We start from the raw sequence: 20,151 nt of genomic DNA, 5'->3' as shown, positions 1-20,151 counted from the left end.
CAACACTGCGGCATGGCCCCCAGCATCGCCCCGCCCTTGCTTGCACGCCCGTTTCGGCTGGGCCTGACGGGCGGCATTGGCAGCGGCAAGAGCACCGTCGCAGCGCAACTGGGCTTGCGCGGAGCGGCCGTGATCGATGCCGACCAGATCTCTCGCAGCCTCACAGCCCCCGAAGGTGCTGCTCTGCCCGAGATAGCGCGCGTCTTCGGGCCCGAACTGATTGACGCCAGCGGCGCCCTGGACCGCACGCGCATGCGCGAACTGGTCTTTCAGCAGCCCTCGGCACGACAGCAGCTGGAGGCCATCGTCCATCCCCTCGTGGCGCAGCAGACGTCCCGGCAAGTGGAACAGGCCACAGTGGCTGGGTGCCGACTCATCGTGCATGACATTCCCTTGCTCGTGGAGTCCGGCCGCTGGCCTGCCATGCTTGATGCGGTGCTGGTCGTTGACTGCCGCACCGAAACGCAGATCGCTCGCGTGATCGCGCGCAACGGATTGCCACGCGAGGCGGTGCAGGCCATCATCTCGGCCCAGGCCACACGTGCGGCACGGCTGGCAGCCGCCGACTGGGTGCTCTACAACGACGAGGCCATGACGATAGAGGCTTTGCGCGCATGCACCGATCGAATCTCTGCATGGTTCGGGCTATGATGCACGCCATGGCTTGGCCTGTGCGTGTAATTCAGCATGTGCACGACGTAGACAGCTGATTCCTGTGCACCCCGAGGAGCCCAGCAAGCGTGATCCTGTACGAATATCCTTTCAATGAGCGCCTGAGGACCTACCTCCGGTTGGAACAGCTATATCGCCGCCTGAGCGAGTTGCTGTCGCGCGCTCATTCCATCGATCACCATTTTGCGCTGGTCACCATCTTCGAGATCATGGACGTGGCGGCACGTACCGACCTGAAGACGGACGTGCTCAAGGACCTTGAGCGCCACAAAAGCCTGCTCGACAGCCTGCGCGGCAATCCCGACATTGCCGAGCACATGCTTGACCAGGTCTCACGCCATGTGGAGCAGTGCTTTGCCCAGCTCAATGCCCAGAACGGCAAGGCCGGCCAGACCCTGACTGAAAACGAGTGGCTGATGGCCGTGCGCAGCCGCATCGGCATCCCCGGCGGCACCTGCGGCTTCGACCTTCCGGCCTATCACGCCTGGCAGTTCCATGATCCCCAGATACGCCTGCGCGATCTGGAGGACTGGGCCAGCACCCTGACCCCGCTGGGTCAGTCGCTGCAATTGCTGCTCAAGCTGCTGCGCGAAACCGGCGTGCCGCAATGGGTGGCTGCCGAAAAAGGCGTGTTCCAGCAGGCCATGCCGCCCGGCCGCAGCTTTCAGCTGCTGCGCCTGCGCATAGACCCGTCGTTGAATCTGGTTCCGGAGATCAGCGGCAACCGCCTGCTGGTTTCGGTGCGCCTGCTCCGCCCCGAGAACGGCGCCAAGCCTCAACCCTGCGGCGAAGATGCCTCGTTCGAGGTCACGCTTTGCAGCTGATGGACAAGACGGCCGACATGCCCTCGAGCGCCCCCGCCCCCCAGCCCGCCAGCCTCTCTTCTGCCGGCCCCACGGTGCGCTGCCCGACCTGTGCAGGCCCCAGCCTGTTCGCACCAGCCAACCGTTTCCGCCCCTTCTGCAGCGAACGCTGCCGCCAGATCGACCTGGGCGCATGGGCCAATGAGGAATTCCGCGTGCCTGCACCGATGCCGCCCGAGGATGCGCCCTTCGGCGATCCTCGCACCGAGCCTTGATCAGGCCCGATCAGGCTTTCGGCTGGCCTGCCTCGTAGAACCCGGCATCGAAAGGCAGCCCGCGTTCCTCGCTCAGCCACTGCAGCACCGGATAGGCACCTGGCAGCACCGGATGCACCTGCAGCGGAAGTTGCTGCCAGGCCATCTGCTGGCCTTCACGCATCTCGAACTCCCCGCTCCAGCGCGTGACCTTGCACCAGTGCAGGCGCACCAGGGCATGTGGATAGTCATGCTCGGTCACCTTCCAGACTTCAGCGGCCGCGATCTCTACGCCCAGTTCCTCTTGCATCTCGCGGCGCAAGGCCTGCTCCACGGTCTCGCCGGCTTCGATCTTGCCGCCCGGAAACTCCCAGTAGCCTGCATACGGCTTGCCCGGCGGACGGCTGGTGATCAGCAACGCGCCATCGGACTCGCGAAGCAGCACGCCAACGGCGACTTCGGTGTGCTTGCGCCGCACTGGCGCCTGCGACTCGGCCGCCTCAGCGCGGGCCTTGGGGGAGATTTCTTTTTCAGTCACTTGATCTTTCGCAAAAAAGTCTGCCCAGCCCAGGGCCAGGCAGCAGGTGCTCAGAGTTCAGCCTCTTCAGCCAACCCCTGGACATCGGCGATGCCGGTCTGGCGCTGACTCGGGCGCTCGGCACGGCCCGCATAGTCGCGCGCAAACTGGTGGGCCACGCGACCGCTGCGTGAACCGCGCTCCAGCGCCCAGACCAGGGCCTCCGGGCGTGCCGCCTCGATCGTGGCCTGGTCCAGGCCCAGGGCCTCCAGCCACTGTGCCACCACGCGCAGGTACTCATCCTGGCTGAACGGGTAGAAGCTCACCCACAGGCCGAAACGCTCGGACAGCGAGATTTTTTCCTCGATCACCTCTCCGGGATGCAGCTCCCCATCCTCGCCGCGCTGGTGGGTCAGATTCTCGGACTGGTACTCCGGCAGCAGATGGCGGCGATTGCTGGTCGCATAGACCAGCACGTTCGGGCTGGCGGCGCTGACCGATCCATCCAGAATGGACTTCATGGCCTTGTAGCCAGGCTCGCCTTCCTCAAAGCTCAGATCGTCGCAATAGATGATGAACTTCTCGGGCCGGCCGGCCACCACATCGACGATGTCGGGCAGGTCGGTCAGATCGGCCTTGTCCACCTCGATCAGGCGCAAGCCCTGCGACGCAAAGGCATGCAGGCAGGCACGGATCAGCGAGGATTTTCCCGTGCCGCGCGCGCCGGTGAGCAGCACGTTGTTGGCCGTGCGGCCGGTCACGAACTGCTCGGTGTTGCGCGCGATCTTGTCCTTTTGCACATCGATGTTCTGCAGGTCGGACAGCTGCATGGCGCCGACATGGCGCACGGGCTCCAGCAAACCGCAGCCGTTGGCGCGCTTGCGGTAGCGCCAGGCGATGGAGGCACTCCAGTCGGCGGGGGATTGCAGCGGCTGGGGCAGGATGGCCTCGATGCGCTGCATCAGCTGCTCGGCGCGCTGCACGAGTTGCAGCAAGGGGGCGGCGACGGCTTCTGTGGGCAATGTCATGGATGTCTCTCGAATACGGATCTCACGGCCACCGACGCTGGATATGCCCGGGAATCGAGATGGATCTCATGCCAACGCCAGAGCTTTTGCGCGCCGGCCGCCATTGAAAGCTGGCAGCAGCCAGGCACAAGGCCTGCGGCTGCCGGCGGCACGGTGGGTGGAGAGTCAGGAGCGGTAGTCGGCGTTGATGCTCACGTAGTCGTGGCTCAGATCGCAGGTCCACACGGTCTGCTCGGCCTGCCCTCGGCCCAGTAGCACGCGCACGATGATCTCCTGCTGCTTCATCACGCGCTGGCCGTCTTCCTCCTGATAGGCAGGGTTGCGGCCGCCATTGACTGCGACATGCACATCGTTCAGGTACAGGTCGATCTTGGTCTGGTCCAGATCGTCGATGCTAGCATAGCCCACCGCCGCAAGGATGCGGCCCAGGTTCGGATCGCTGGCAAAGAAGGCCGTCTTGACCAGGGGTGAATGCGCGATGGAATAGGCCACGAGGCGGCACTCGGCCTCGGTCTTGCCACCCTCCACCTTGACGGTGATGAACTTGGTGGCACCTTCGCCATCGCGTACGATGGCCTGGGCCAGCAAACGCGACACATCCAGCAATGCGGCCTTCAGGGTCTGGCCTTCGGCGCTGGTCAGCGAAGTGATCTGCGCATTGCCGGCCTTGTGCGTGGCGACCAGCACGAAGGAGTCGTTGGTCGACGTGTCGCCGTCGATGGTCACGCGGTTGAAAGATCCGTCGGCCAGTTCCTTGACCAGAGGCTGCAGCAGTTCGGGTGCGATGGCGGCGTCGGTGGCCAGAAAGCCCAGCATGGTCGCCATGTTGGGGCGAATCATGCCTGCACCCTTGCTGATGCCGGTGATGCTCACACGCTTGCCGCCAATATCCACGGCGCGGCTGAAGGCCTTGGGCAGGGTGTCGGTGGTCATGATGCCTTCGGCGGCCGTGCCCCAGTTGTCGGCCTTGGCTGCTGCGATGGCAGCTGGCAGGCCGGCGGCGATGCGATCCACGGGCAGCTCTTCCATGATCACGCCAGTGGAGAACGGCAGGATCTGCTCGGGCTTGAGCTGCAGCAGCGCAGCCAGATCCGCACAGGTGCGGCGCGCGCGCGCCAGTCCGTCAGCGCCGGTGCCGGCATTGGCATTGCCTGTGTTGATGACCATGGCACGGATGGCGCCGGACGTCTGGGCCAAGTGCTCGCGGCTGACCTGCACGGGCGCTGCGCAGAAACGGTTCTGCGTGAACACACCCGCCACCGAAGCGCCCTCGTCGAGCAGGAACACGGACAGGTCCTTGCGGTTGGCCTTGCGCACACCGGCTTCGGTGACGCCGATGCGAACGCCGTTGATCGCCAACAGGTCGGCGTGCACGGGAGCGGAGAGATTCACAGGCATTGAGGGGCTTCCTACAGTGAAAGAAAAACGCGCTCCATTATCGGAACAAACCGGGGCGGCACGTATTTCATCGACCTTAAAAAAGAAAACGGCACGGAGTGCATCCGTGCCGTTTTCCGTGTCTTGCGGCGTCTTACGACGCCGGCCGCATCACGACAGCTTGCCGTGGCACTGCTTGTACTTCTTGCCGCTGCCGCAGGGGCAGGGATCATTGCGGCCCACGCGAGCGCCTTCGGGCAACTCCAGCGGCTCGTCTTCGACGGAGCCACCGATGTCGCCATCCGAGGGAGCGCCATAGGTCATGTGCTCCAGGCTGTGGGCGCTGCGCTGCTCCATGGCCTCGGTGGCCTGCTCCACCTGTTCGCGCGACTGCACCTGCACGGTCATCAGCACGCGCGTGACTTCGGTCTTGACCTGATCAATGAGCTGGCGGAACAGCTCGAAAGCCTCGCGCTTGTATTCCTGCTTGGGCTGCTTCTGGGCATAGCCACGCAGGTGGATGCCCTGGCGCAGATAGTCCAGCGCGGACAGGTGGTCACGCCAGTTGGTATCAAAGCTTTGCAGCAGCACGGCGCGCTGGAATTGAGTGAAGTTCTCGCGTCCGATCAGCTCGACCTTGGCCTCGAACACTTCACGGGCAGCCTGCAGCACCTTCTCGAGGATCTCCTCGTCGGTGATGGCATGCGCGGACTGCACTTGCGATTGCAGCGGCAGCTGGATGCGCCATTCGCTTTCCAGCGCCTTTTCCAGGCCGGCCAGGTCCCATTGCTCTTCCATGGACTCGGCGGGCACGTACTGGCGCACCAGGTCGGACACCACGTCATCGCGCATCACCGTGATCATCTCGTGCAGGTCCGAGGCGTCGAGGATCTCGTTGCGCTGCTGGTAGATCACCTTGCGCTGGTCGTTGGACACGTCGTCGTATTCGAGCAGCTGCTTGCGGATGTCGAAGTTGCGGGCCTCGACCTTGCGCTGAGCGCCTTCGATGGAGCGGGTCACGATGCCGGCTTCGATGGCTTCGCCATCGGGCATCTTCAGGCGGTCCATGATGGCGCGCACACGGTCGCCCGCGAAGATGCGCATCAGCGCATCGTCCAGGCTCAGGTAAAAGCGCGAGGAGCCGGGGTCGCCCTGGCGGCCCGAACGGCCACGCAGCTGGTTGTCGATACGGCGAGATTCGTGGCGCTCCGTGGCGATGATGCGCAGGCCACCCAGGGCCGAAACCTTGTCATGCTCGATCTTCCAGTCGGCGCGCATCTGTTCGATGCGCTGCTGGCGTTCGGCTTCGGACAGGGATTCATCGGCCTCGACAGCCGCAACCTGCTTTTCGATGTTGCCGCCCAGCACGATGTCGGTACCACGACCGGCCATGTTGGTGGCGATGGTGATCATGCCGGGACGGCCAGCCTGGGCCACGATGTCAGCCTCGCGCTCGTGCTGCTTGGCGTTGAGCACCTGGTGGGGCAGGTTTTCCTTGTTGAGCAGCGCGTCGATGATTTCCGAGTTCTCGATCGAGGTCGTACCCACCAGCACGGGCTGGCCGCGCTCATGGCATTCGCGGATGTCGCGGATCGCCGCCTCGTACTTCTCGCGCGTGGTCTTGTAGACGCGGTCGAGCTGGTCGTCGCGCTTGCTGGGACGGTTGGGCGGAATCACCACGGTTTCGAGGCCGTAGATTTCCTGGAATTCGTAGGCTTCGGTATCGGCCGTACCCGTCATGCCCGCCAGCTTGCCGTAGAGACGGAAGTAGTTCTGGAAGGTGATCGAGGCCATGGTCTGGTTCTCGGCCTGGATGGTCACGCCTTCCTTGGCCTCGACAGCCTGGTGCAGGCCATCGCTCCAGCGCCGGCCCGCCATCAGGCGGCCCGTGAACTCGTCGACGATGACGATCTCGCCGTTCTGCACCACGTAGTGCTGGTCACGGTGGTAGAGATTGTTGGCGCGCAGCGCCGCATACAGATGGTGGACCAGGGTAATGTTGGCCGGGTCGTAGAGCGAGGCGCCCTCGGCAATCATGCCGGCATGACCCAGCAGGCGCTCGGCGGCTTCGTAGCCCTGGTCGGTCAGGAATACCTGGTGGCTCTTTTCGTCCACCGTGAAGTCGCCGGGCTTGGTCACGCCTTCGCCCGTGCGGGGATCGGCCTCGCCTTCCTGGCGCACCAGGTTGGGCACGATCTTGTTCATGGCCACGTACATGGCCGTGTGGTCCTCGGCCTGACCGCTGATGATCAGCGGCGTGCGGGCCTCATCGATCAGGATGGAGTCCACCTCGTCGACGATGGCGTAGTTGAGCACGCGCTGCACGCGGTCGCCCGACTCGTAGACCATGTTGTCGCGCAGGTAGTCGAAGCCGTATTCGTTGTTCGTGCCGTAGGTGATGTCGCTGTTGTAGGCGGCCTGCTTTTCCTCGCGCGGCATGTTGGGCAGGTTGATGCCCACCGACAGGCCGAGGAAGTTGTACAGCTTGGCCATCCAGGTGGCATCGCGGTTGGCCAGATAGTCGTTCACCGTCACCACGTGAACGCCATTGCCCGACAGTGCGTTCAGGTAGACCGGCAGCGTGGCGGTCAGCGTCTTGCCTTCGCCGGTGCGCATTTCCGCGATCTTGCCGTAGTGCAGTGCCATGCCGCCCAGCAACTGGACGTCGAAGTGGCGCATCTTCATGACACGCTTGGACCCTTCGCGCACCACGGCGAAGGCTTCGGGCAGCAGGTCGTCCAGCGACTCTCCCTTGGCCACACGCTCCTTGAATTCCTGCGTCTTTGCGCGCAGATCCTCGTCGCTGAGCTTCTCGTAGTCGGGCTCCATCGCATTGATGCGAACGACCGTCTTGCGGTATTGCTTGAGAAGCCGATCGTTTCGGCTGCCGAATAGTTTGGTGAGGAAGTTGGTGGCCATGCGAAAAAGACACACCGCCACCCGCTGAAGCGGACTGCGGTGTGCCTGGAATCCCTAGATTGTTGGATTTCAGATGGGGCCGCTCCACCTGCCTGCAAGTACCCTGCTGGAGAACACATGCGGCCGGGCTGAAGCGAGAACCGAACAATTGATTCTAACTGTCTCTGTCCAACCCTCTTCCAGGCAGGCCGACGCATGCGGCCGCAGAGCCCTGAACCCGAATTCCCGGACCCGCGCCGCCCTGCAGATGCTGCTATAACGAGGGTCCCGGCTGGCGCATGCCTACGCTGCCTGACCAGCCTTCAAGCCCATGACCTTCACACGCCGCAATCACGCCGTCACCGCCCTGCACGCTGTCGAGAACTCGCCGACACTGGCCCGGCTCGCCCAGCTCACACGCGACTCCAGCAATCGCCTGACGGCCATCCTGCCCCTGGTGCCACCGCTGCTGCGCGACAGCCTGCAGGCAGGCCCCATCGAGGGCAGCACCTGGTGCCTGCTGGTGCGCAACAACGCGGCAGCGGCCAAGATACGCCAGCTGCTGCCGGCCATGGCCGCCCACTTGCGCACCAAGGGCTGGGATGTGGCCGAGATCCGCCTCAAGGTCCAGGCCTGACCGGCCACTGAAGAGCGGCTGCTGAAATCGGGGCACGGAAATGAAAAAAGGCCTCCTGAGGAGACCTTCTGGTGCCGGTTGTCGGATTCGAACTGACGACCTACCGCTTACAAGGCGGGTGCTCTACCAACTGAGCTAAACCGGCGAAGCACGCATTCTAGCGCAGAAAAATGCTGCCTCGGACTTTCCCGATGGGGCCAAGCACGCTTGCGGGAGCAACGGCATGCGCGCCGATGCGAAAAACCTACTTGACCAGCTTCAGCGAAGGCCGCGTGCCCGAAGGCGGCGGCGTGCGCGGGGGCTCCTCGTCATCACCTTCGCTGTGGATGCTCACCAGCTGCACCACGCGCTCGTCGGATGCAGGCTCGGCCGGCACCTCAGCGGCGGCGTCCTGTGGCACAGGCTCATCGGACGCCTGCCCGGGCGAAACATCGTTGTCGGCTTCGGCCTCAGGCTCCGGCGCCGGGAAAGCCATGCCTTGCCCGGTCTCGCGTGCGTAGATGGCCATCACCTGCTCCACGGGCACCATGATTTCGCGGGGCTTGCCGCCAAAGCGGGCCGTGAAGCTGATGAAATCATTGCCCATCTGCAGGCCGCTGGTGGCGTCGTAGCTGACGTTGAGCACGATCTCGCCGTCGCGCACGAACTCGCGCGGCACCTGCACATTACGGTCCACACGCACGGCGATGTGGGGCGTGAAGCCGTTGTCGGTGCACCACTCGTACAGTGCCCGGATCAGGTAGGGGCGGGTGGAAGTTGCTTCGGGGGCAGTCATGACGATCCCAGGAAATGAGTGGTCTGAGTGGTCGGAACACGAAAACGGGCAGGATGGCGACCGGTTGACCGCCTTCCCTGCCCGCGCAATCAGTCGTCAACCGATGCGAATTACTTGCGCATCACCTTCTCGGAAGGCGTCAGCGCTTCGATGTAGGCAGGGCGCGAGAAGATGCGCTCGGCGTACTTGAGCAGCGGGGCGGCGTTCTTGGACACCTCGATGCCGTAGTAGTCCAGGCGCCACAGCAGCGGGGCGATGGCCACGTCCAGCATGGAGAAGTTCTCGCCCAGCATGTACTTGTTCTTGAGGAACACGGGAGCCAGCTGCGTCAGGCGGTCGCGGATGTGGGCGCGGGCCTTCTCGATGGCCTTTTCGTTACCCTTGACGTTGCGCTCCTCGAGCGTGCTCACGTGGACGAACAGTTCCTTTTCGAAATTCAGCAGGAACAGGCGCACGCGGGCGCGGTCCACCGGGTCGCCGGGCATCAGCTGGGGGTGCGGGAAGCGCTCGTCGATGTACTCGTTGATGATGTTCGATTCGTACAGGATCAGGTCGCGCTCGACCAGGATGGGCACCTGGCCGTACGGATTCATCACGCTGATGTCTTCAGGCTTGCTGAACAGGTCCACATCGCGGATCTCGAAGTCCATGCCTTTTTCGAACAGGACGAAGCGGCAACGGTGTGAAAAGGGGCAGGTCGTTCCCGAATAAAGCACCATCATGGTGGAGGCTCCTAAAAATCAAAAAGAGTGGGTCGCTCGCGGCGCCCACTCTGCACACAGTTCAGCCGCAGCAATTGCTTGCACGGCCTTCTGCAGTCACGGTTTTATTTGACGTCTTTCCAGAACGCGGCGTTGAGGCGCCATGCGATGAAGATGAAGACCGCCAGGAAAAGCAGCACACCCACGCCAATGCGGGTGCGGCTGTTCTGTGCCGGCTCACCCATCCATTGCAGGTAGTTCACCAGATCGCCAACTGCCTGATCGTACTGCACTGCGCTCATGCTGCCAGGAGAGACCTGCTCCCACCCCTTGAAAACCTGGGTCTTCACACCGTGCTCCTCGGCTTCTTCGAAGATGGCGCGGCGCTCGCCCTGCAGTTGCCACAGCGCATGGGGCATGCCCACGCTGGGGAAGGCCAGATTGTTCCAGCCCGTGGCCTTGGTGTCGTCGCGGTAGAAGGTGCGCAGGAAGGTGTAGAGGTAGTCGGCGCCCGTGCCGTTGTGGCCGGCACGCGAACGTGCGATCACCGTCAGGTCCGGAGGATTGGCGCCGAACCACTCCTTGGCTTCCTTGGGGTTGATGGCCGCCTTCATGGTCTCGCCGACCTTGTCGGTGGTGAAAAGCAGGTTGTCCTTGATTTCCTGCTCGGTCAGCCCGATGTCCTGCAGCCGGTTGAAGCGCATGAATGCGGCCGAGTGGCAGCTCAGGCAGTAGTTGACGAACAGCTTGGCGCCGTTTTGCAGCGATGCCGTGTCATTCGTCTTGCCCGGGGCCTTGTCCCAGGCGATACCGCCTTCGGCAGCCTGTGCACCGGTCACGATGCCCAGGGCCGCGATCAACGTGAGAATCAGTTTCTTCATTGTTGTTCTCTCCAGCTTCAGTGCGGCTTGAACGTCACACGATCGGGAACGGGTTTTGTCTTGCCCAGACGGCTCCACCAGGGCATCAGCAGGAAGAAGCCGAAGTAGAACAGCGTTCCGACCTGGGACACGCGCTCGCCGATGGGCGAAGGCGGCTGCACGCCGAGATAGGCCAGGATCACGAAGTTGATCACGAAGATGCCGTAGAGATACTTGTGCCAGCTCGGGCGGTAGCGGATGGACTTGACCGGGCTGCAATCGAGCCAGGGCAGCGCGAACAGGATGATCACGGCACCGCCCATCACCACCACACCCCAGAACTTGGCATCGATGGACAGCATCATGGCGATGACGCCCAGGGCCACGATGGCGACCACGCCCTTGACGGCGGCCGGCAGGCGCGACTTGAGCACGCCAAAGCCCGCACCCAGCACCACGCAGGCGATGAGCACGTACATCATCTCGCTGGTGATGGCACGCAGCATCGAGTAGAACGGCGTGAAGTACCAGACCGGCGCAATGTGCGAAGGCGTCTTCAGCGGATCGGCCGGGATGAAGTTGTTGTACTCCAGGAAGTAGCCGCCGAACTCGGGCGCGAAGAACACCACGGCCGAGAACAGGAACAGGAACACCGTCACGCCGAAGATGTCGTGCACCGTGTAGTAGGGATGGAAGGGAATGCCGTCCAGCGGATGGCCCTTGGCGTCCTTGGGCGCGTTGGGGCCCTTGATCTCGATGCCATCCGGGTTGTTGGAGCCCACATCGTGCAGCGCCAGCAAGTGGGCCACGACCAGGCCCAGCAGCACCAGGGGCACGGCGATCACATGGAAGCTGAAGAAGCGGTTGAGCGTGGCATCGCCCACCACGTAGTCGCCACGGATCAGCAGCGCCAGGTCAGGGCCGATGAAGGGAATCGCCGAGAACAGGTTCACGATCACCTGGGCGCCCCAGTACGACATCTGACCCCAGGGCAGCAGGTAGCCCATGAAGGCCTCGGCCATCAGCACCAGGAAGATGGCGCAGCCGAAGATCCAGACCAGTTCGCGCGGCTTGCGGTACGAACCGTACAGAAGACCGCGGAACATGTGCAGATAGACGACGACGAAGAAGGCCGACGCACCCGTGGAGTGCATGTAGCGGATCAGCCAGCCCCAGGGCACATCGCGCATGATGTACTCCACCGAGGCGAACGCCTTTTCGGCGTCCGGCTTGTAGTGCATCACCAGGAAGATGCCGGTGACGATCTGGATCACCAGCACCAGCAGCGCCAGCGAGCCGAAGATGTACCAGAAGTTGAAATTCTTCGGAGCGTAGTACTCCGACATGTGCACGCGATAGGCGTCGAAAGCCGTGGGAAAACGGTTCTCGAACCAGTTCGTGAGCTTGGCGCCGGCGGGCGCATTCGGATCGATGTCCTTGAATTCGTGGGCCATTGTTCTTGTCTCCCTCAAGCCTTGTCTTCACCGATGAGGAGCTTGGTCTCCGACAGGTACATGTGCGGTGGCACCTGCAGGTTGTCGGGGGCCGGCTTGTTCTTGAAGACACGGCCAGCCATGTCAAAGGTCGAGCCATGGCAGGGGCACAGGAAGCCGCCCTTCCAGTCGCTGGGCAGCGAGGGCTGGGCGCCCGGCTGGAACTTGTCGGAAGGCGAGCAGCCCAGATGCGTGCAGATGCCGACGACGACCAGCACTTCGGGCTTGATCGAGCGGGCCTCGTTCATCGCATAGGGCGGCGTGAACTCTTCAGGGTGGCGCTTGGATTGGGGATCGGCCAACTGGCTGTCCAGTTCGGGCAGCTCCTTGATCTGGTCAGGCGTGCGCTTGATGATCCAGACGGGCTTGCCGCGCCACTCGACCGTGAGCTTCTCGCCGTCCTTGAGGGCGGAGATATCGACCTCCACTGCAGCCCCGGCGGCTTTGGCCTTCTCGGATGGCTGGAAGGTGCTCACGAACGGGACGGCTGTCGCCACGCCGCCCACCGCACCAGCGCACGCCGACGTGATGATCCACGTCCGCTTGCTGGAGTCGATTGGAGTGTCACTCATGGGGTTCCTCGAACTACGTCGCTTGAGTTGGGGTCAACAATAAATTGTAGCGGGGCGAGTATGGTTATTCCATGCTGCTTGTGCCGTTGACAGGCTCCAAAGCCGCGCAATACTGCGCTATCTCAAACTCTTTCCAGATGGAGCCAGCCATGGGCATGATGCAGGAATTTCGTGAGTTCGCAGTTAAGGGAAACGTGGTAGATCTCGCCGTGGGCGTCATCATTGGTGGAGCGTTTGGCAAAATCGTTGATTCCGTGGTAAACGACCTGATCATGCCGGTCGTGGGCCTGGTTTTCGGCAAGCTGGACTTCTCCAATCTGTTCGTCGTGCTGGGCAGCGTACCCCCCGGAACGGCGATGACGCTCGATGCGCTCAAGAAGGCCGGCGTCCCCGTATTTGCCTATGGAAACTTCATCACGGTGGCAGTGAACTTCATCATCCTGGCCTTCATCATTTTCATGATGGTCAAGCAGATCAACCGCCTGCGCCGCGAGGCACCGGCAGCCCCCGCTCCCGCGCCCGTCACCCCCGAAGACATCGTGCTGCTGCGCGAGATTCGCGACAGCCTCAAGCGCTGAAATCCGTGTTTTGACGCAAATCAAAACGCCCGTGGCATGGTTGCCACGGGCGTTTTCCATTACTGCGAATTCCCGATGCTTGGGCTAGCCATTCAAGCCGCCAATTTGCGCGCCATTCGCACGGCCTCAATCAGGCTTCCGGCCTCTGCAACACCCTGCCCCGCAATATCGAAAGCCGTGCCGTGGTCCGGACTGGTGCGTACCAGCGGCAGCCCCAATGTGACATTCACGCCTTTTTCCACGCCCAGGTACTTCACGGGAATCAGTCCCTGGTCGTGGTACATGGCCAGCACCGCGTCGAACTCGCCGGGATGGCCAGGAGCATTGCGGGCGCGCATGAACACCGTATCGGGCGCAAAAGGTCCATGGGCGTCCAGGCCCTCGGCGCGCGCCTGGGCGATGGCCGGGGCAATGATCTCCACCTCCTCGCTGCCGAACAGGCCGCCCTCGCCCGCATGCGGGTTCAGCCCTGCCACGCCGATCCGCGGCGGGCGGCCCAGGCTGCGCGACAGGGCCTCATGCGTGATGCGCAAGGTCTGCAGCAGGTTGTCCTTCGTTACCGCATCGATCGCCTTGCGCAGCGAGGTATGGATGCTGACCAGCACCGTGCACAGCTCATCGTTGGCCAGCATCATGCGCACCGGCATGTGCGACAGCTCCACGCCCGCGTGCCGGGCCGCCTCGAATTGCAGCAATTCCGTGTGGCCGGGGAAGTCCACGCCTGCGGCATGCAGCGCCTCCTTGTGCAGCGGCGCCGTCACCAGAGCCGCAATCTCGCCGCGCAAGGCAGCCCGCGCAGCCCAGACCACGCAGCGCGCGGCCACGTCACCCGCGCTGGCGCTCACCTGCCCCCAGGGCGCAGGACCGGGCAGCCCGGGCAGCTCCAGCAAAGGGATGCAATGGGGCGGCACCTGCCACAGTTGCCCAGCCGACTCGATGACGGCCACGGGCATGGGAATGGCGTTGTCGCCATCGCGCGCACGCGCCGCCACGGCGGCTGCCCGGCGCAGCGTCTGCAACTCGCCGACGACGAAGCAGCCGCGCATCTGCTCGGGCGCGTCCATGAACGCCTTGGCAATGGTCTCGGGCCCCACCCCGGCAGAGTCGCCCTGGGTGATGGCCATCAAGGCCGTGGACTGTGTGGAATCAGGCATTTTCAGTATCCGGATCAGGCAAGCCGGGCATTCGCGCCGCGCTTGCAGCAAAAGGCCTCGCCCCCTGGGCGGGCCAATAGTGGGCCACTAACAGGCCAGCATCAGGCCGGATTGTCGATCTCGATGAAACGGTGCTCCAGCCCCAGCTCCAATGCCACCTGGCCCACCAGGGCCGGCGCGCCGTAGCGCTCCGTGGCATGGTGGCCTGCCGCCAGGAAGGCCACGCCCGTTTCCCGGGCCAGATGCGCCTGCGGCTCGGAAATCTCGCCCGTGATGAAGGCATCGGCCCCAGCGGCAATCGCGGCCTCGAAGAAACCTTGCGCGCCGCCCGTGCACCAGGCAATGCGGCGAATGGGGTGATTGGGGCGCAGGCGCTCTCCCCCCACGCAGACAGGCGTGCGCCCCAGCGCCTGCCCCACATGCCTGCCCAACGCAGCCGCATCGGCAAAATCCGCTGCCGCCATCCAGCCCAGGTTCTGCTCGCCAAACGTGGCCTGGCCCTCAAGCCCTAGCTGCACGCCCAACTGCGCGTTGTTGCCCCATTGCGGATGGGCATCCAGCGGCAGATGGTAGGCAAAGAGATTGATGTCGTGGGCCAGCAGCAGGCGGATGCGCTCCTTGAGCCAGCCCGTGATGCGGCCATCCATGCCGCGCCAGAACAGGCCGTGGTGCACGAAGATGGCATCGGCCTGCGCCTCGATGGCCGCCTCGATCAGCGCGCGGCTGGCCGTCACCCCGCTGACGATGCGGCGGATCTCGCCGCGCCCCTGCACCTGCAGGCCGTTGGGACCATAGTCCTTGAAGCGCTCGGGCTGCAGCAAACCGTCGAAGTGGGCCAGGAGTTCTTGTCGCGTGGTGCTCATGAAAGGATTGTCAGCGATCCATGCGGCGCCCAGGAAAAAGGGCAGCCATGCTGCCCTCATTCCACTGCCAAGCTCAGCCGCGCCTGGGTTGCCAACCACGGCAGGCCAGGGGCCAGAAGCCGATGGCCGCGCCCAGGATGCCCATGGCCGCCACATAGTGCGCAGGCGCCATCACATCAACCTGCTGCCACACGGACACCAGCATGGGCGTCATGCCGCCGAACACCGCATAGGCCATGTTGTATGCAAAGGACAGGCCCGTGAAACGCACCTCGGCCGGGAAAGCGCGCACGCCCACCACCGGCAGCAGCGCAATGCTGCCCACGAAAAAGCCCACCAGCGCATAGCTCCACACCAGCGAGGACGCCGTGCCCGGCAGGTTCAGATAGAACGCATAGGCCGTCACCGTCATGCCCAGCCAGCCCGTGACCATGGCCACACGCGTGCCCATCCGGTCGGACAGCCAGCCCCAGAACACGCAGCCCAGCGTCAGCGTCACCGTGGCCACGGCATTGGCCTTCATGGCCAGGGCCGCGTCGATGTGGAAGACCTTTTGCAGATAGGCCGGAGTGAACAGCACCACCACCACGATGGCCGTGGACAGCACCCAGGTCATCAGCGCCACCAGCACGCAGGCCTGGCGGTGGTCGCGCACGATGGTCTTGAGCGGCAGTTCGCGGTCGGCCTGCTTGCGCGCCATCAGCTCCTGGAAGATGGGTGTCTCGTGCAGGAACTTGCGCAGGTAGACCGACACCAGGCCGAACACGCCGCCCAGGATGAAGGGCATGCGCCAGGCCCAGTCGTGGATCTCCTCGGCGCTGTAGGTGCTGTTGAGCCAGACACCGATGATGGAGCCCAGGAAAATGCCGCCCGTGATGCCCGAAGTCAGCGAGCCGATGGCAAAGCCGTAGTGGCGCGCCGGCGCATGCTCGGCCACGAAGACCCAGGCGCCCGGCATCTCGCCACCAATGGCCGCGCCCTGCAGCACGCGCATGGCCAGCAGCAAAATCGGCGCGGCAATGCCGATGGAGGCATAGGTGGGCAGCAGGCCGATCACCAGCGTGGGCACGGCCATCAGGAAGATGGACAGCGTGAACATCTTCTTGCGGCCCAGGATGTCGCCAAAGTGCGCAATCAGAATGCCGCCGATGGGCCGGGCCAGGTAGCCCGCCGCAAAAATGCCCAGCGTCTGCAGCTGGCGCAGCCAGTCCGGCATCTCGGCCGGGAAGAACAGCTTGCCGATGACATTGGCGAAGAAAACGAAAACGACGAAGTCGTAGAACTCCAGGGTGCCGCCCAGGGCCGACAGGCCCAGGGTCTTGTAGTCCTGTCGGTTGAGAGGACGAGCGGTCGCAACAGCGGGGGCCATGCCCGGCTGCGCTTGGTCAAGCGTAGTCATGGTTTTTTTCCAGGGATCGAACAGCAGGACGGCGCGGTGGATGCCACGGCAACGGATGAGCGTGCAGCGGCAGATCGTTCTGCAAGACTTCGGGATCGGAGGACTTGGCTCTCTCTTGGGGCCGGCTTGTGGGCCGGCGCAACAGCGAACGCGGCATGGCGCAGTCGTCGGGGGATTCTAGGGTTTGTACTGTAGCTGCGTGGGGAGCGCGGCTTTGGCGCCGTTGAGCGCAACATCACGGCGGACCGTCTACCCGCTCTGGCATACGGATCATGGAAGGGCAGGCGTGCTGGCAGGCGAGAAAACGCCCTTCAACAGTGCAGCGCTTGCATCGCGCCAGCCAGATGGAATTGATCGTTCATAGCCCTTGCGGCGTCTGTTGCGAGTCGCAGGCAAGGAGCCTTTGAATCGGCCCTGGATCGGCTTCCTTCACACGCCCTCCAGACTCTGCCCGCGAAAAGGCATGACGGTCAGACCAATCCTATTTTTGCGGACATGAACAGGCTGCTGCGTGAGCATCTGGTTCGCTGATCACCGCCGCTCGCCGACGCAGGTATTCCCGATGAAGGGTCACGGCCGTCAATTTCACTCTTCAAGAAGTCCAGCCCAGCCGATTCCGGCGGAACGCAAAAGCCATGGCCCGCATATTGCAAAAAAACGACAACCAACAAATACCAAGAATGGGTATGCGGACTGTACTTCATCCATACTCGCGTTCCGGTTGGTTCAACACACAGAGGTCGTGCGGTGAGTGAATTGTTCAAAGTGAAGCGCATAGCCCGTCAAGCTGGCGCTAGATTTCTTTTGATGCTCGCAATGCTGGCGAGCAGCAGTCAATCTATAGCCCAAAGCCTCACAGAAATCACTGGCCGCATTGAAAGCAATATCACACTGCGCGCCGCACAGTCGCCTTATACATTCCAAGGTGCCGTCGTGCTGGGCAATGACGCAACCATGAGCGTCGAGCCCGGCGTGACGATTCGCATGGCACGGAATGCCAGCTTTACTCTTCAAAAAGGTGCCTTCAACGCTGTTGGCACTTCAACCCAGCCGATCGTGATCACCTCTGCCGAAAGCACTCCGGCTGCTGGGGATTGGGGGACATGGCGCTTTACTGCTGGCACCAACAATTCGCTGACACGGTTGGCCTATGTACATTTTGAATATGGTAAGGGTATCGCCATCGAGGCTTCGTCTCCACAAATATCCAATACGATCATTCATCATCACAACGCGCCTGCAGTGATAATGGATCTGGAGTCTTCTCCCGTGGGAAACGGCAACTCGGCTTACGGAAATCTTCTGAATGCGATCGTTGTGCCATCTGGCCATATCCGAAATTCAATAACTTGGGGTTTGCTGGGCATTCCCTATCTCGTACAACAGGGCTTGATTCATGTTGGTCAAGAGGCTCTTACCATTAAGCCCACCAGTCTCAAACTCAATCCTGGTACTGAAAGCTCTCTTCAGATATCAATCGATGCAGCGGCGCCTTCTGGCGGCATGACTCTGGACGCAGGTAGCAGCAATCCTTCAGTTGCCTCAATAAGCACAAGCATCTTCATTCCAGAGGGGCAACGTAGCGCTGATTTCAAAGTTCAAGCCAACAATCTTGGCATCGCAAAGATCACCGTCAGTCATGCCAGTCTGGGCATTGCGGAGGCTCAGATTGAAGTGCGAGATATGCCTTTGCTAAGTTTGACGCCTTCGAGTGCTGTGCTGAATCAAGGCATTCGCACTTCCATGACTGTGTGTCTGCCGGATCCGGAAGCTCGCGATGTGCCCGTTCAGCTGACAGTGGTAAATCCTTCAATACTGAATGTCTCTGCATCGGTTGTCGTGCAGGCTGGACAGCAATGTGCGAGTTTTGATGTGACCGGTCTGGCTGCAGGTGCGACCCGCTTGACTGCTCAGGCCGAGGACTTTTCCTCTGTACTCGCAAACCTCGTCGTGCGTGGCGAGACGACAGTATCCGTGTCAACGGATAAGCGCCTTCTGGTTTCTGCGGCACGGGGAGAGAGCTATTTCAGCCAGCTTTCCGGCCAAGTCGTTTCGTCTTCATCCTCATCTGTTGTCTGGATGCTTGCTGCAGGAACACTGCCGGAAGGGCTGACGCTGAATGCGCAAGGCCTCATCAGCGGTGTGAGTACCGCTGCCAATGGGTACTACAAGTTCGCGGTTCAGGCTTTTGATCCCGACAGCAATGTATTGGAGTCATTTGACGTCGAAATGGGGGTTGGTGCAGTCGTACTGCTGATGCATTTTGACGGCGAGAATTCTGGAACCACCTTTTTCGAAGAGACGGGGAAAAATGTATCCAGAAGCGGTACGGTGCTCACGATGGGGGATGTGAAAAAAGTAGGCAATGCGAGCGTGCGCTTTAATGGCAGCGGATCGATGTTGCATATTCCATATTCGGAAGACATGAATCTCTCCAGTTCAGACTTCACCATTGAGTTTTGGCTGTATTTGCGAACCTGGAGTGGAACGTCGCTGTACGGGACGGTGCTTTCCAAAAGAACCAGCGGAGTCGATCATGACTACAGCATCATCAACAACGATGCAGAAATTGGTTTTCAATATGCCAGCCCAACGGCAGGCAACGCCTGGTTTAGCATGGGGCTGCATGATGTGGCACAGAATCAATGGGCTCACTTTGCAGTGTCACGCCTAGGCAATCAGCTCTACGGCTACCGCAATGGAGTAGAGATGAACCGAGTGACACTTTCACGTAATTTGAACAACTCAGCCCTCACTACACAGTTTGGCCAAAGTCTTGGGTATGGTGATTCGTACCTCAACGCCAATGTGGATGAATTGCGCATCACTAAGGGAGTGGCTCGCTACATCGGTGGATTCACCCCTCCCACTCGGGCGTCGGATTTTCCGCGATGAGATTTATCGCTGGCATTTTCCACATATTAGGTCACTTCAAAACTGGAGTTGAGCGACTTTCCATTTTTTGATCCAACCTCTTTTTGACGAATTCGCTTAGGGTCAGGTGGCCAAGCAAACCGTGCGGGCGATGATGGTTATAGTCATGCTGCAAGCCTTCAATTTATCCTGCGCATCCTGCATCGTAATGAGTCCCCGTCTCTTAATTGAAATACTGTCCGTAAACCACAGGTTCATCCGAGTGCGGTTGCCGCTGCGCTCAAGCGTGTGCCCAAAGCTCTCGTTCAAGGCCTACCAGGATGAACGACCCGTTGCATCGCTGGCAACCTAGGGCGTGCTCAGGTGGTCGTTGTGCAGGTAGCCGGGATCGCCCGGGCGGGTGAAGGCGCTGGGGCTGGTGTAGTCATGGTTTTTTCCAGGGATCGAACAGCAGGACGGCGCGGTGGATGCCACGGCAACGGATGGGCGTGCGGCGGCAGATCGTTCTGCAAGACTTCGGGATCGGAGGACTTGGCTCTCTCTTGGGGCCGGCTTGTGAGCCGGCGCAACAGCGAACGCGGCGTGGCGCAGTCGTCGGGGGATTCTAGGGTTTGTACTGTAGCTGTGTGGGGAGCGCGGCTTTGGGGACGGGCAAAGCGGGCGCGCAGCATGTCATCGTCACCCGGCGGCACAGCA

The 20,151-nt window shown here is 62.2% G+C and carries 18 protein-coding genes and 1 tRNA gene; 6 read left to right on the top strand and 13 right to left on the bottom strand.

The genetic code is table 11. The features are described from left to right. The first annotated feature begins 12 nt into the window (after positions 1-12). The 3 genes from coaE (at position 13) to ACF8LI_RS24800 (ending at position 1,750) form a co-directional block, all read left to right on the top strand. On the top strand, positions 13-651 hold the full coding sequence (coaE, locus tag ACF8LI_RS24810; RefSeq protein ID WP_016445608.1) for a dephospho-CoA kinase: 639 nt from the start codon (positions 13-15) through the stop codon (positions 649-651). A gap of 89 nt (positions 652-740) precedes the next feature. After that, positions 741-1,496 carry a cell division protein ZapD gene (gene zapD / locus ACF8LI_RS24805; RefSeq protein WP_026062416.1) on the top strand — a complete coding sequence of 252 codons (756 nt, stop codon included), beginning with the start codon at positions 741-743 and terminating at the stop codon, positions 1,494-1,496. After that, positions 1,496-1,750, top strand: coding sequence for a DNA gyrase inhibitor YacG (locus ACF8LI_RS24800; RefSeq protein WP_016451023.1), 255 nt, complete (start codon positions 1,496-1,498; stop codon positions 1,748-1,750). Before zapD ends, ACF8LI_RS24800 begins: the two co-directional genes overlap by 1 nt. 10 nt (positions 1,751-1,760) lie before the next feature. On the opposite strand, the gene ACF8LI_RS24795 is transcribed toward ACF8LI_RS24800, so the two are convergent. The 4 genes from ACF8LI_RS24795 to secA form a co-directional block, all read right to left on the bottom strand. Next, a complete protein-coding gene (locus tag ACF8LI_RS24795) occupies positions 1,761-2,267 on the bottom strand; it encodes a (deoxy)nucleoside triphosphate pyrophosphohydrolase (RefSeq protein ID WP_016445605.1) in 507 nt (168 codons plus the stop codon). Positions 2,268-2,317: 50 nt separating this feature from the next. After that, a complete protein-coding gene (locus ACF8LI_RS24790; RefSeq protein ID WP_312840606.1) occupies positions 2,318-3,274 on the bottom strand; it encodes an ATP-binding protein in 957 nt (318 codons plus the stop codon). A 165-nt stretch (positions 3,275-3,439) separates the two neighbouring features. Further along, positions 3,440-4,672 carry a bifunctional glutamate N-acetyltransferase/amino-acid acetyltransferase ArgJ gene (gene argJ, locus ACF8LI_RS24785; RefSeq protein ID WP_392413501.1) on the bottom strand — a complete coding sequence of 411 codons (1,233 nt, stop codon included), beginning with the start codon at positions 4,670-4,672 and terminating at the stop codon, positions 3,440-3,442. A 150-nt stretch (positions 4,673-4,822) separates the two neighbouring features. Further along, a complete protein-coding gene (secA, locus tag ACF8LI_RS24780; protein WP_392413503.1) occupies positions 4,823-7,570 on the bottom strand; it encodes a preprotein translocase subunit SecA in 2,748 nt (915 codons plus the stop codon). Between the two features lie 310 nt (positions 7,571-7,880). On the opposite strand from secA, the gene ACF8LI_RS24775 reads away from it, so the two are divergent. Further along, on the top strand, positions 7,881-8,186 hold the full coding sequence (locus ACF8LI_RS24775; protein WP_016445601.1) for a hypothetical protein: 306 nt from the start codon (positions 7,881-7,883) through the stop codon (positions 8,184-8,186). 69 nt (positions 8,187-8,255) lie between these two features. Here the strand turns inward: ACF8LI_RS24775 and ACF8LI_RS24770 are convergent. From ACF8LI_RS24770 to petA, 6 genes are all read right to left on the bottom strand, one after another. Further along, positions 8,256-8,331 (bottom strand) — tRNA-Thr (locus tag ACF8LI_RS24770). A gap of 99 nt (positions 8,332-8,430) precedes the next feature. Beyond that, a complete protein-coding gene (locus ACF8LI_RS24765; RefSeq protein WP_017405520.1) occupies positions 8,431-8,961 on the bottom strand; it encodes a ClpXP protease specificity-enhancing factor in 531 nt (176 codons plus the stop codon). Positions 8,962-9,071: 110 nt separating this feature from the next. After that, the gene (locus tag ACF8LI_RS24760; RefSeq protein ID WP_012207298.1) at positions 9,072-9,683 is read right to left on the bottom strand and encodes a glutathione S-transferase N-terminal domain-containing protein; all 612 of its coding nucleotides are present in this window, start codon (positions 9,681-9,683) and stop codon (positions 9,072-9,074) included. 104 nt (positions 9,684-9,787) lie between these two features. Continuing rightward, positions 9,788-10,543 (bottom strand): cytochrome c1, encoded by a 756-nt coding sequence (locus tag ACF8LI_RS24755; protein ID WP_016445599.1) that lies wholly within the window; start codon positions 10,541-10,543, stop codon positions 9,788-9,790. Positions 10,544-10,560: 17 nt separating this feature from the next. Then, entirely contained in the window at positions 10,561-11,976 is a 1,416-nt protein-coding gene (locus tag ACF8LI_RS24750; protein WP_016451018.1) for a cytochrome bc complex cytochrome b subunit, read from the bottom strand. A 14-nt stretch (positions 11,977-11,990) separates the two neighbouring features. Further along, positions 11,991-12,587 carry a ubiquinol-cytochrome c reductase iron-sulfur subunit gene (petA, locus tag ACF8LI_RS24745; protein WP_016445597.1) on the bottom strand — a complete coding sequence of 199 codons (597 nt, stop codon included), beginning with the start codon at positions 12,585-12,587 and terminating at the stop codon, positions 11,991-11,993. 149 nt (positions 12,588-12,736) lie between these two features. Between petA and mscL the strand changes: the two genes are divergently transcribed. Continuing rightward, positions 12,737-13,165: a large conductance mechanosensitive channel protein MscL gene (gene mscL / locus ACF8LI_RS24740; RefSeq protein ID WP_012207302.1), complete on the top strand. Its 429-nt coding sequence runs from the start codon at positions 12,737-12,739 to the stop codon at positions 13,163-13,165. Positions 13,166-13,257: 92 nt separating this feature from the next. Here the strand turns inward: mscL and pdxA are convergent, their stop codons facing one another. From pdxA to ACF8LI_RS24725, 3 genes are all read right to left on the bottom strand, one after another. Then, on the bottom strand, positions 13,258-14,319 hold the full coding sequence (gene pdxA, locus ACF8LI_RS24735) for a 4-hydroxythreonine-4-phosphate dehydrogenase PdxA (protein WP_312840279.1): 1,062 nt from the start codon (positions 14,317-14,319) through the stop codon (positions 13,258-13,260). 101 nt (positions 14,320-14,420) lie between these two features. Next, positions 14,421-15,182 (bottom strand): Nif3-like dinuclear metal center hexameric protein, encoded by a 762-nt coding sequence (locus ACF8LI_RS24730; protein ID WP_392413506.1) that lies wholly within the window; start codon positions 15,180-15,182, stop codon positions 14,421-14,423. Between the two features lie 73 nt (positions 15,183-15,255). Then, the gene (locus ACF8LI_RS24725; RefSeq protein WP_016445594.1) at positions 15,256-16,581 is read right to left on the bottom strand and encodes an MFS transporter; all 1,326 of its coding nucleotides are present in this window, start codon (positions 16,579-16,581) and stop codon (positions 15,256-15,258) included. 747 nt (positions 16,582-17,328) lie between these two features. Here ACF8LI_RS24725 and ACF8LI_RS24720 point away from each other — a divergent pair. Further along, the gene (locus ACF8LI_RS24720) at positions 17,329-19,476 is read left to right on the top strand and encodes a LamG-like jellyroll fold domain-containing protein (protein ID WP_392429784.1); all 2,148 of its coding nucleotides are present in this window, start codon (positions 17,329-17,331) and stop codon (positions 19,474-19,476) included. Positions 19,477-20,151: the final 675 nt, after the last annotated feature.

The sequence above is a fragment of the Delftia sp. WSY_12 genome, from assembly GCF_043104645.1.
Lineage (GTDB): Bacteria > Pseudomonadota > Gammaproteobacteria > Burkholderiales > Burkholderiaceae_C > Comamonas > Comamonas tsuruhatensis.
The sequence above is the reverse complement of the archived record's forward strand: the minus strand, read 5'-3'. Positions and strand labels throughout refer to the sequence as shown.

Excerpts from the sequence above, each read along its gene's own strand:
- coaE (WP_016445608.1), top strand. The coding sequence starts at position 13 with ATGGCCCCCAGCATCGCCCCGCCCTTGCTTGCACGCCCGTTTCGGCTG.
- ACF8LI_RS24800 (WP_016451023.1), top strand. The coding sequence starts at position 1,496 with ATGGACAAGACGGCCGACATGCCCTCGAGCGCCCCCGCCCCCCAGCCC.
- ACF8LI_RS24790 (WP_312840606.1), bottom strand. The coding sequence starts at position 3,274 with ATGACATTGCCCACAGAAGCCGTCGCCGCCCCCTTGCTGCAACTCGTG.
- argJ (WP_392413501.1), bottom strand. The coding sequence starts at position 4,672 with ATGCCTGTGAATCTCTCCGCTCCCGTGCACGCCGACCTGTTGGCGATC.
- secA (WP_392413503.1), bottom strand. The coding sequence starts at position 7,570 with ATGGCCACCAACTTCCTCACCAAACTATTCGGCAGCCGAAACGATCGG.
- ACF8LI_RS24775 (WP_016445601.1), top strand. The coding sequence starts at position 7,881 with ATGACCTTCACACGCCGCAATCACGCCGTCACCGCCCTGCACGCTGTC.
- ACF8LI_RS24765 (WP_017405520.1), bottom strand. The coding sequence starts at position 8,961 with ATGACTGCCCCCGAAGCAACTTCCACCCGCCCCTACCTGATCCGGGCA.
- ACF8LI_RS24760 (WP_012207298.1), bottom strand. The coding sequence starts at position 9,683 with ATGATGGTGCTTTATTCGGGAACGACCTGCCCCTTTTCACACCGTTGC.
- ACF8LI_RS24755 (WP_016445599.1), bottom strand. The coding sequence starts at position 10,543 with ATGAAGAAACTGATTCTCACGTTGATCGCGGCCCTGGGCATCGTGACC.
- ACF8LI_RS24750 (WP_016451018.1), bottom strand. The coding sequence starts at position 11,976 with ATGGCCCACGAATTCAAGGACATCGATCCGAATGCGCCCGCCGGCGCC.
- petA (WP_016445597.1), bottom strand. The coding sequence starts at position 12,587 with ATGAGTGACACTCCAATCGACTCCAGCAAGCGGACGTGGATCATCACG.
- mscL (WP_012207302.1), top strand. The coding sequence starts at position 12,737 with ATGGGCATGATGCAGGAATTTCGTGAGTTCGCAGTTAAGGGAAACGTG.
- pdxA (WP_312840279.1), bottom strand. The coding sequence starts at position 14,319 with ATGCCTGATTCCACACAGTCCACGGCCTTGATGGCCATCACCCAGGGC.
- ACF8LI_RS24730 (WP_392413506.1), bottom strand. The coding sequence starts at position 15,182 with ATGAGCACCACGCGACAAGAACTCCTGGCCCACTTCGACGGTTTGCTG.
- ACF8LI_RS24725 (WP_016445594.1), bottom strand. The coding sequence starts at position 16,581 with ATGACTACGCTTGACCAAGCGCAGCCGGGCATGGCCCCCGCTGTTGCG.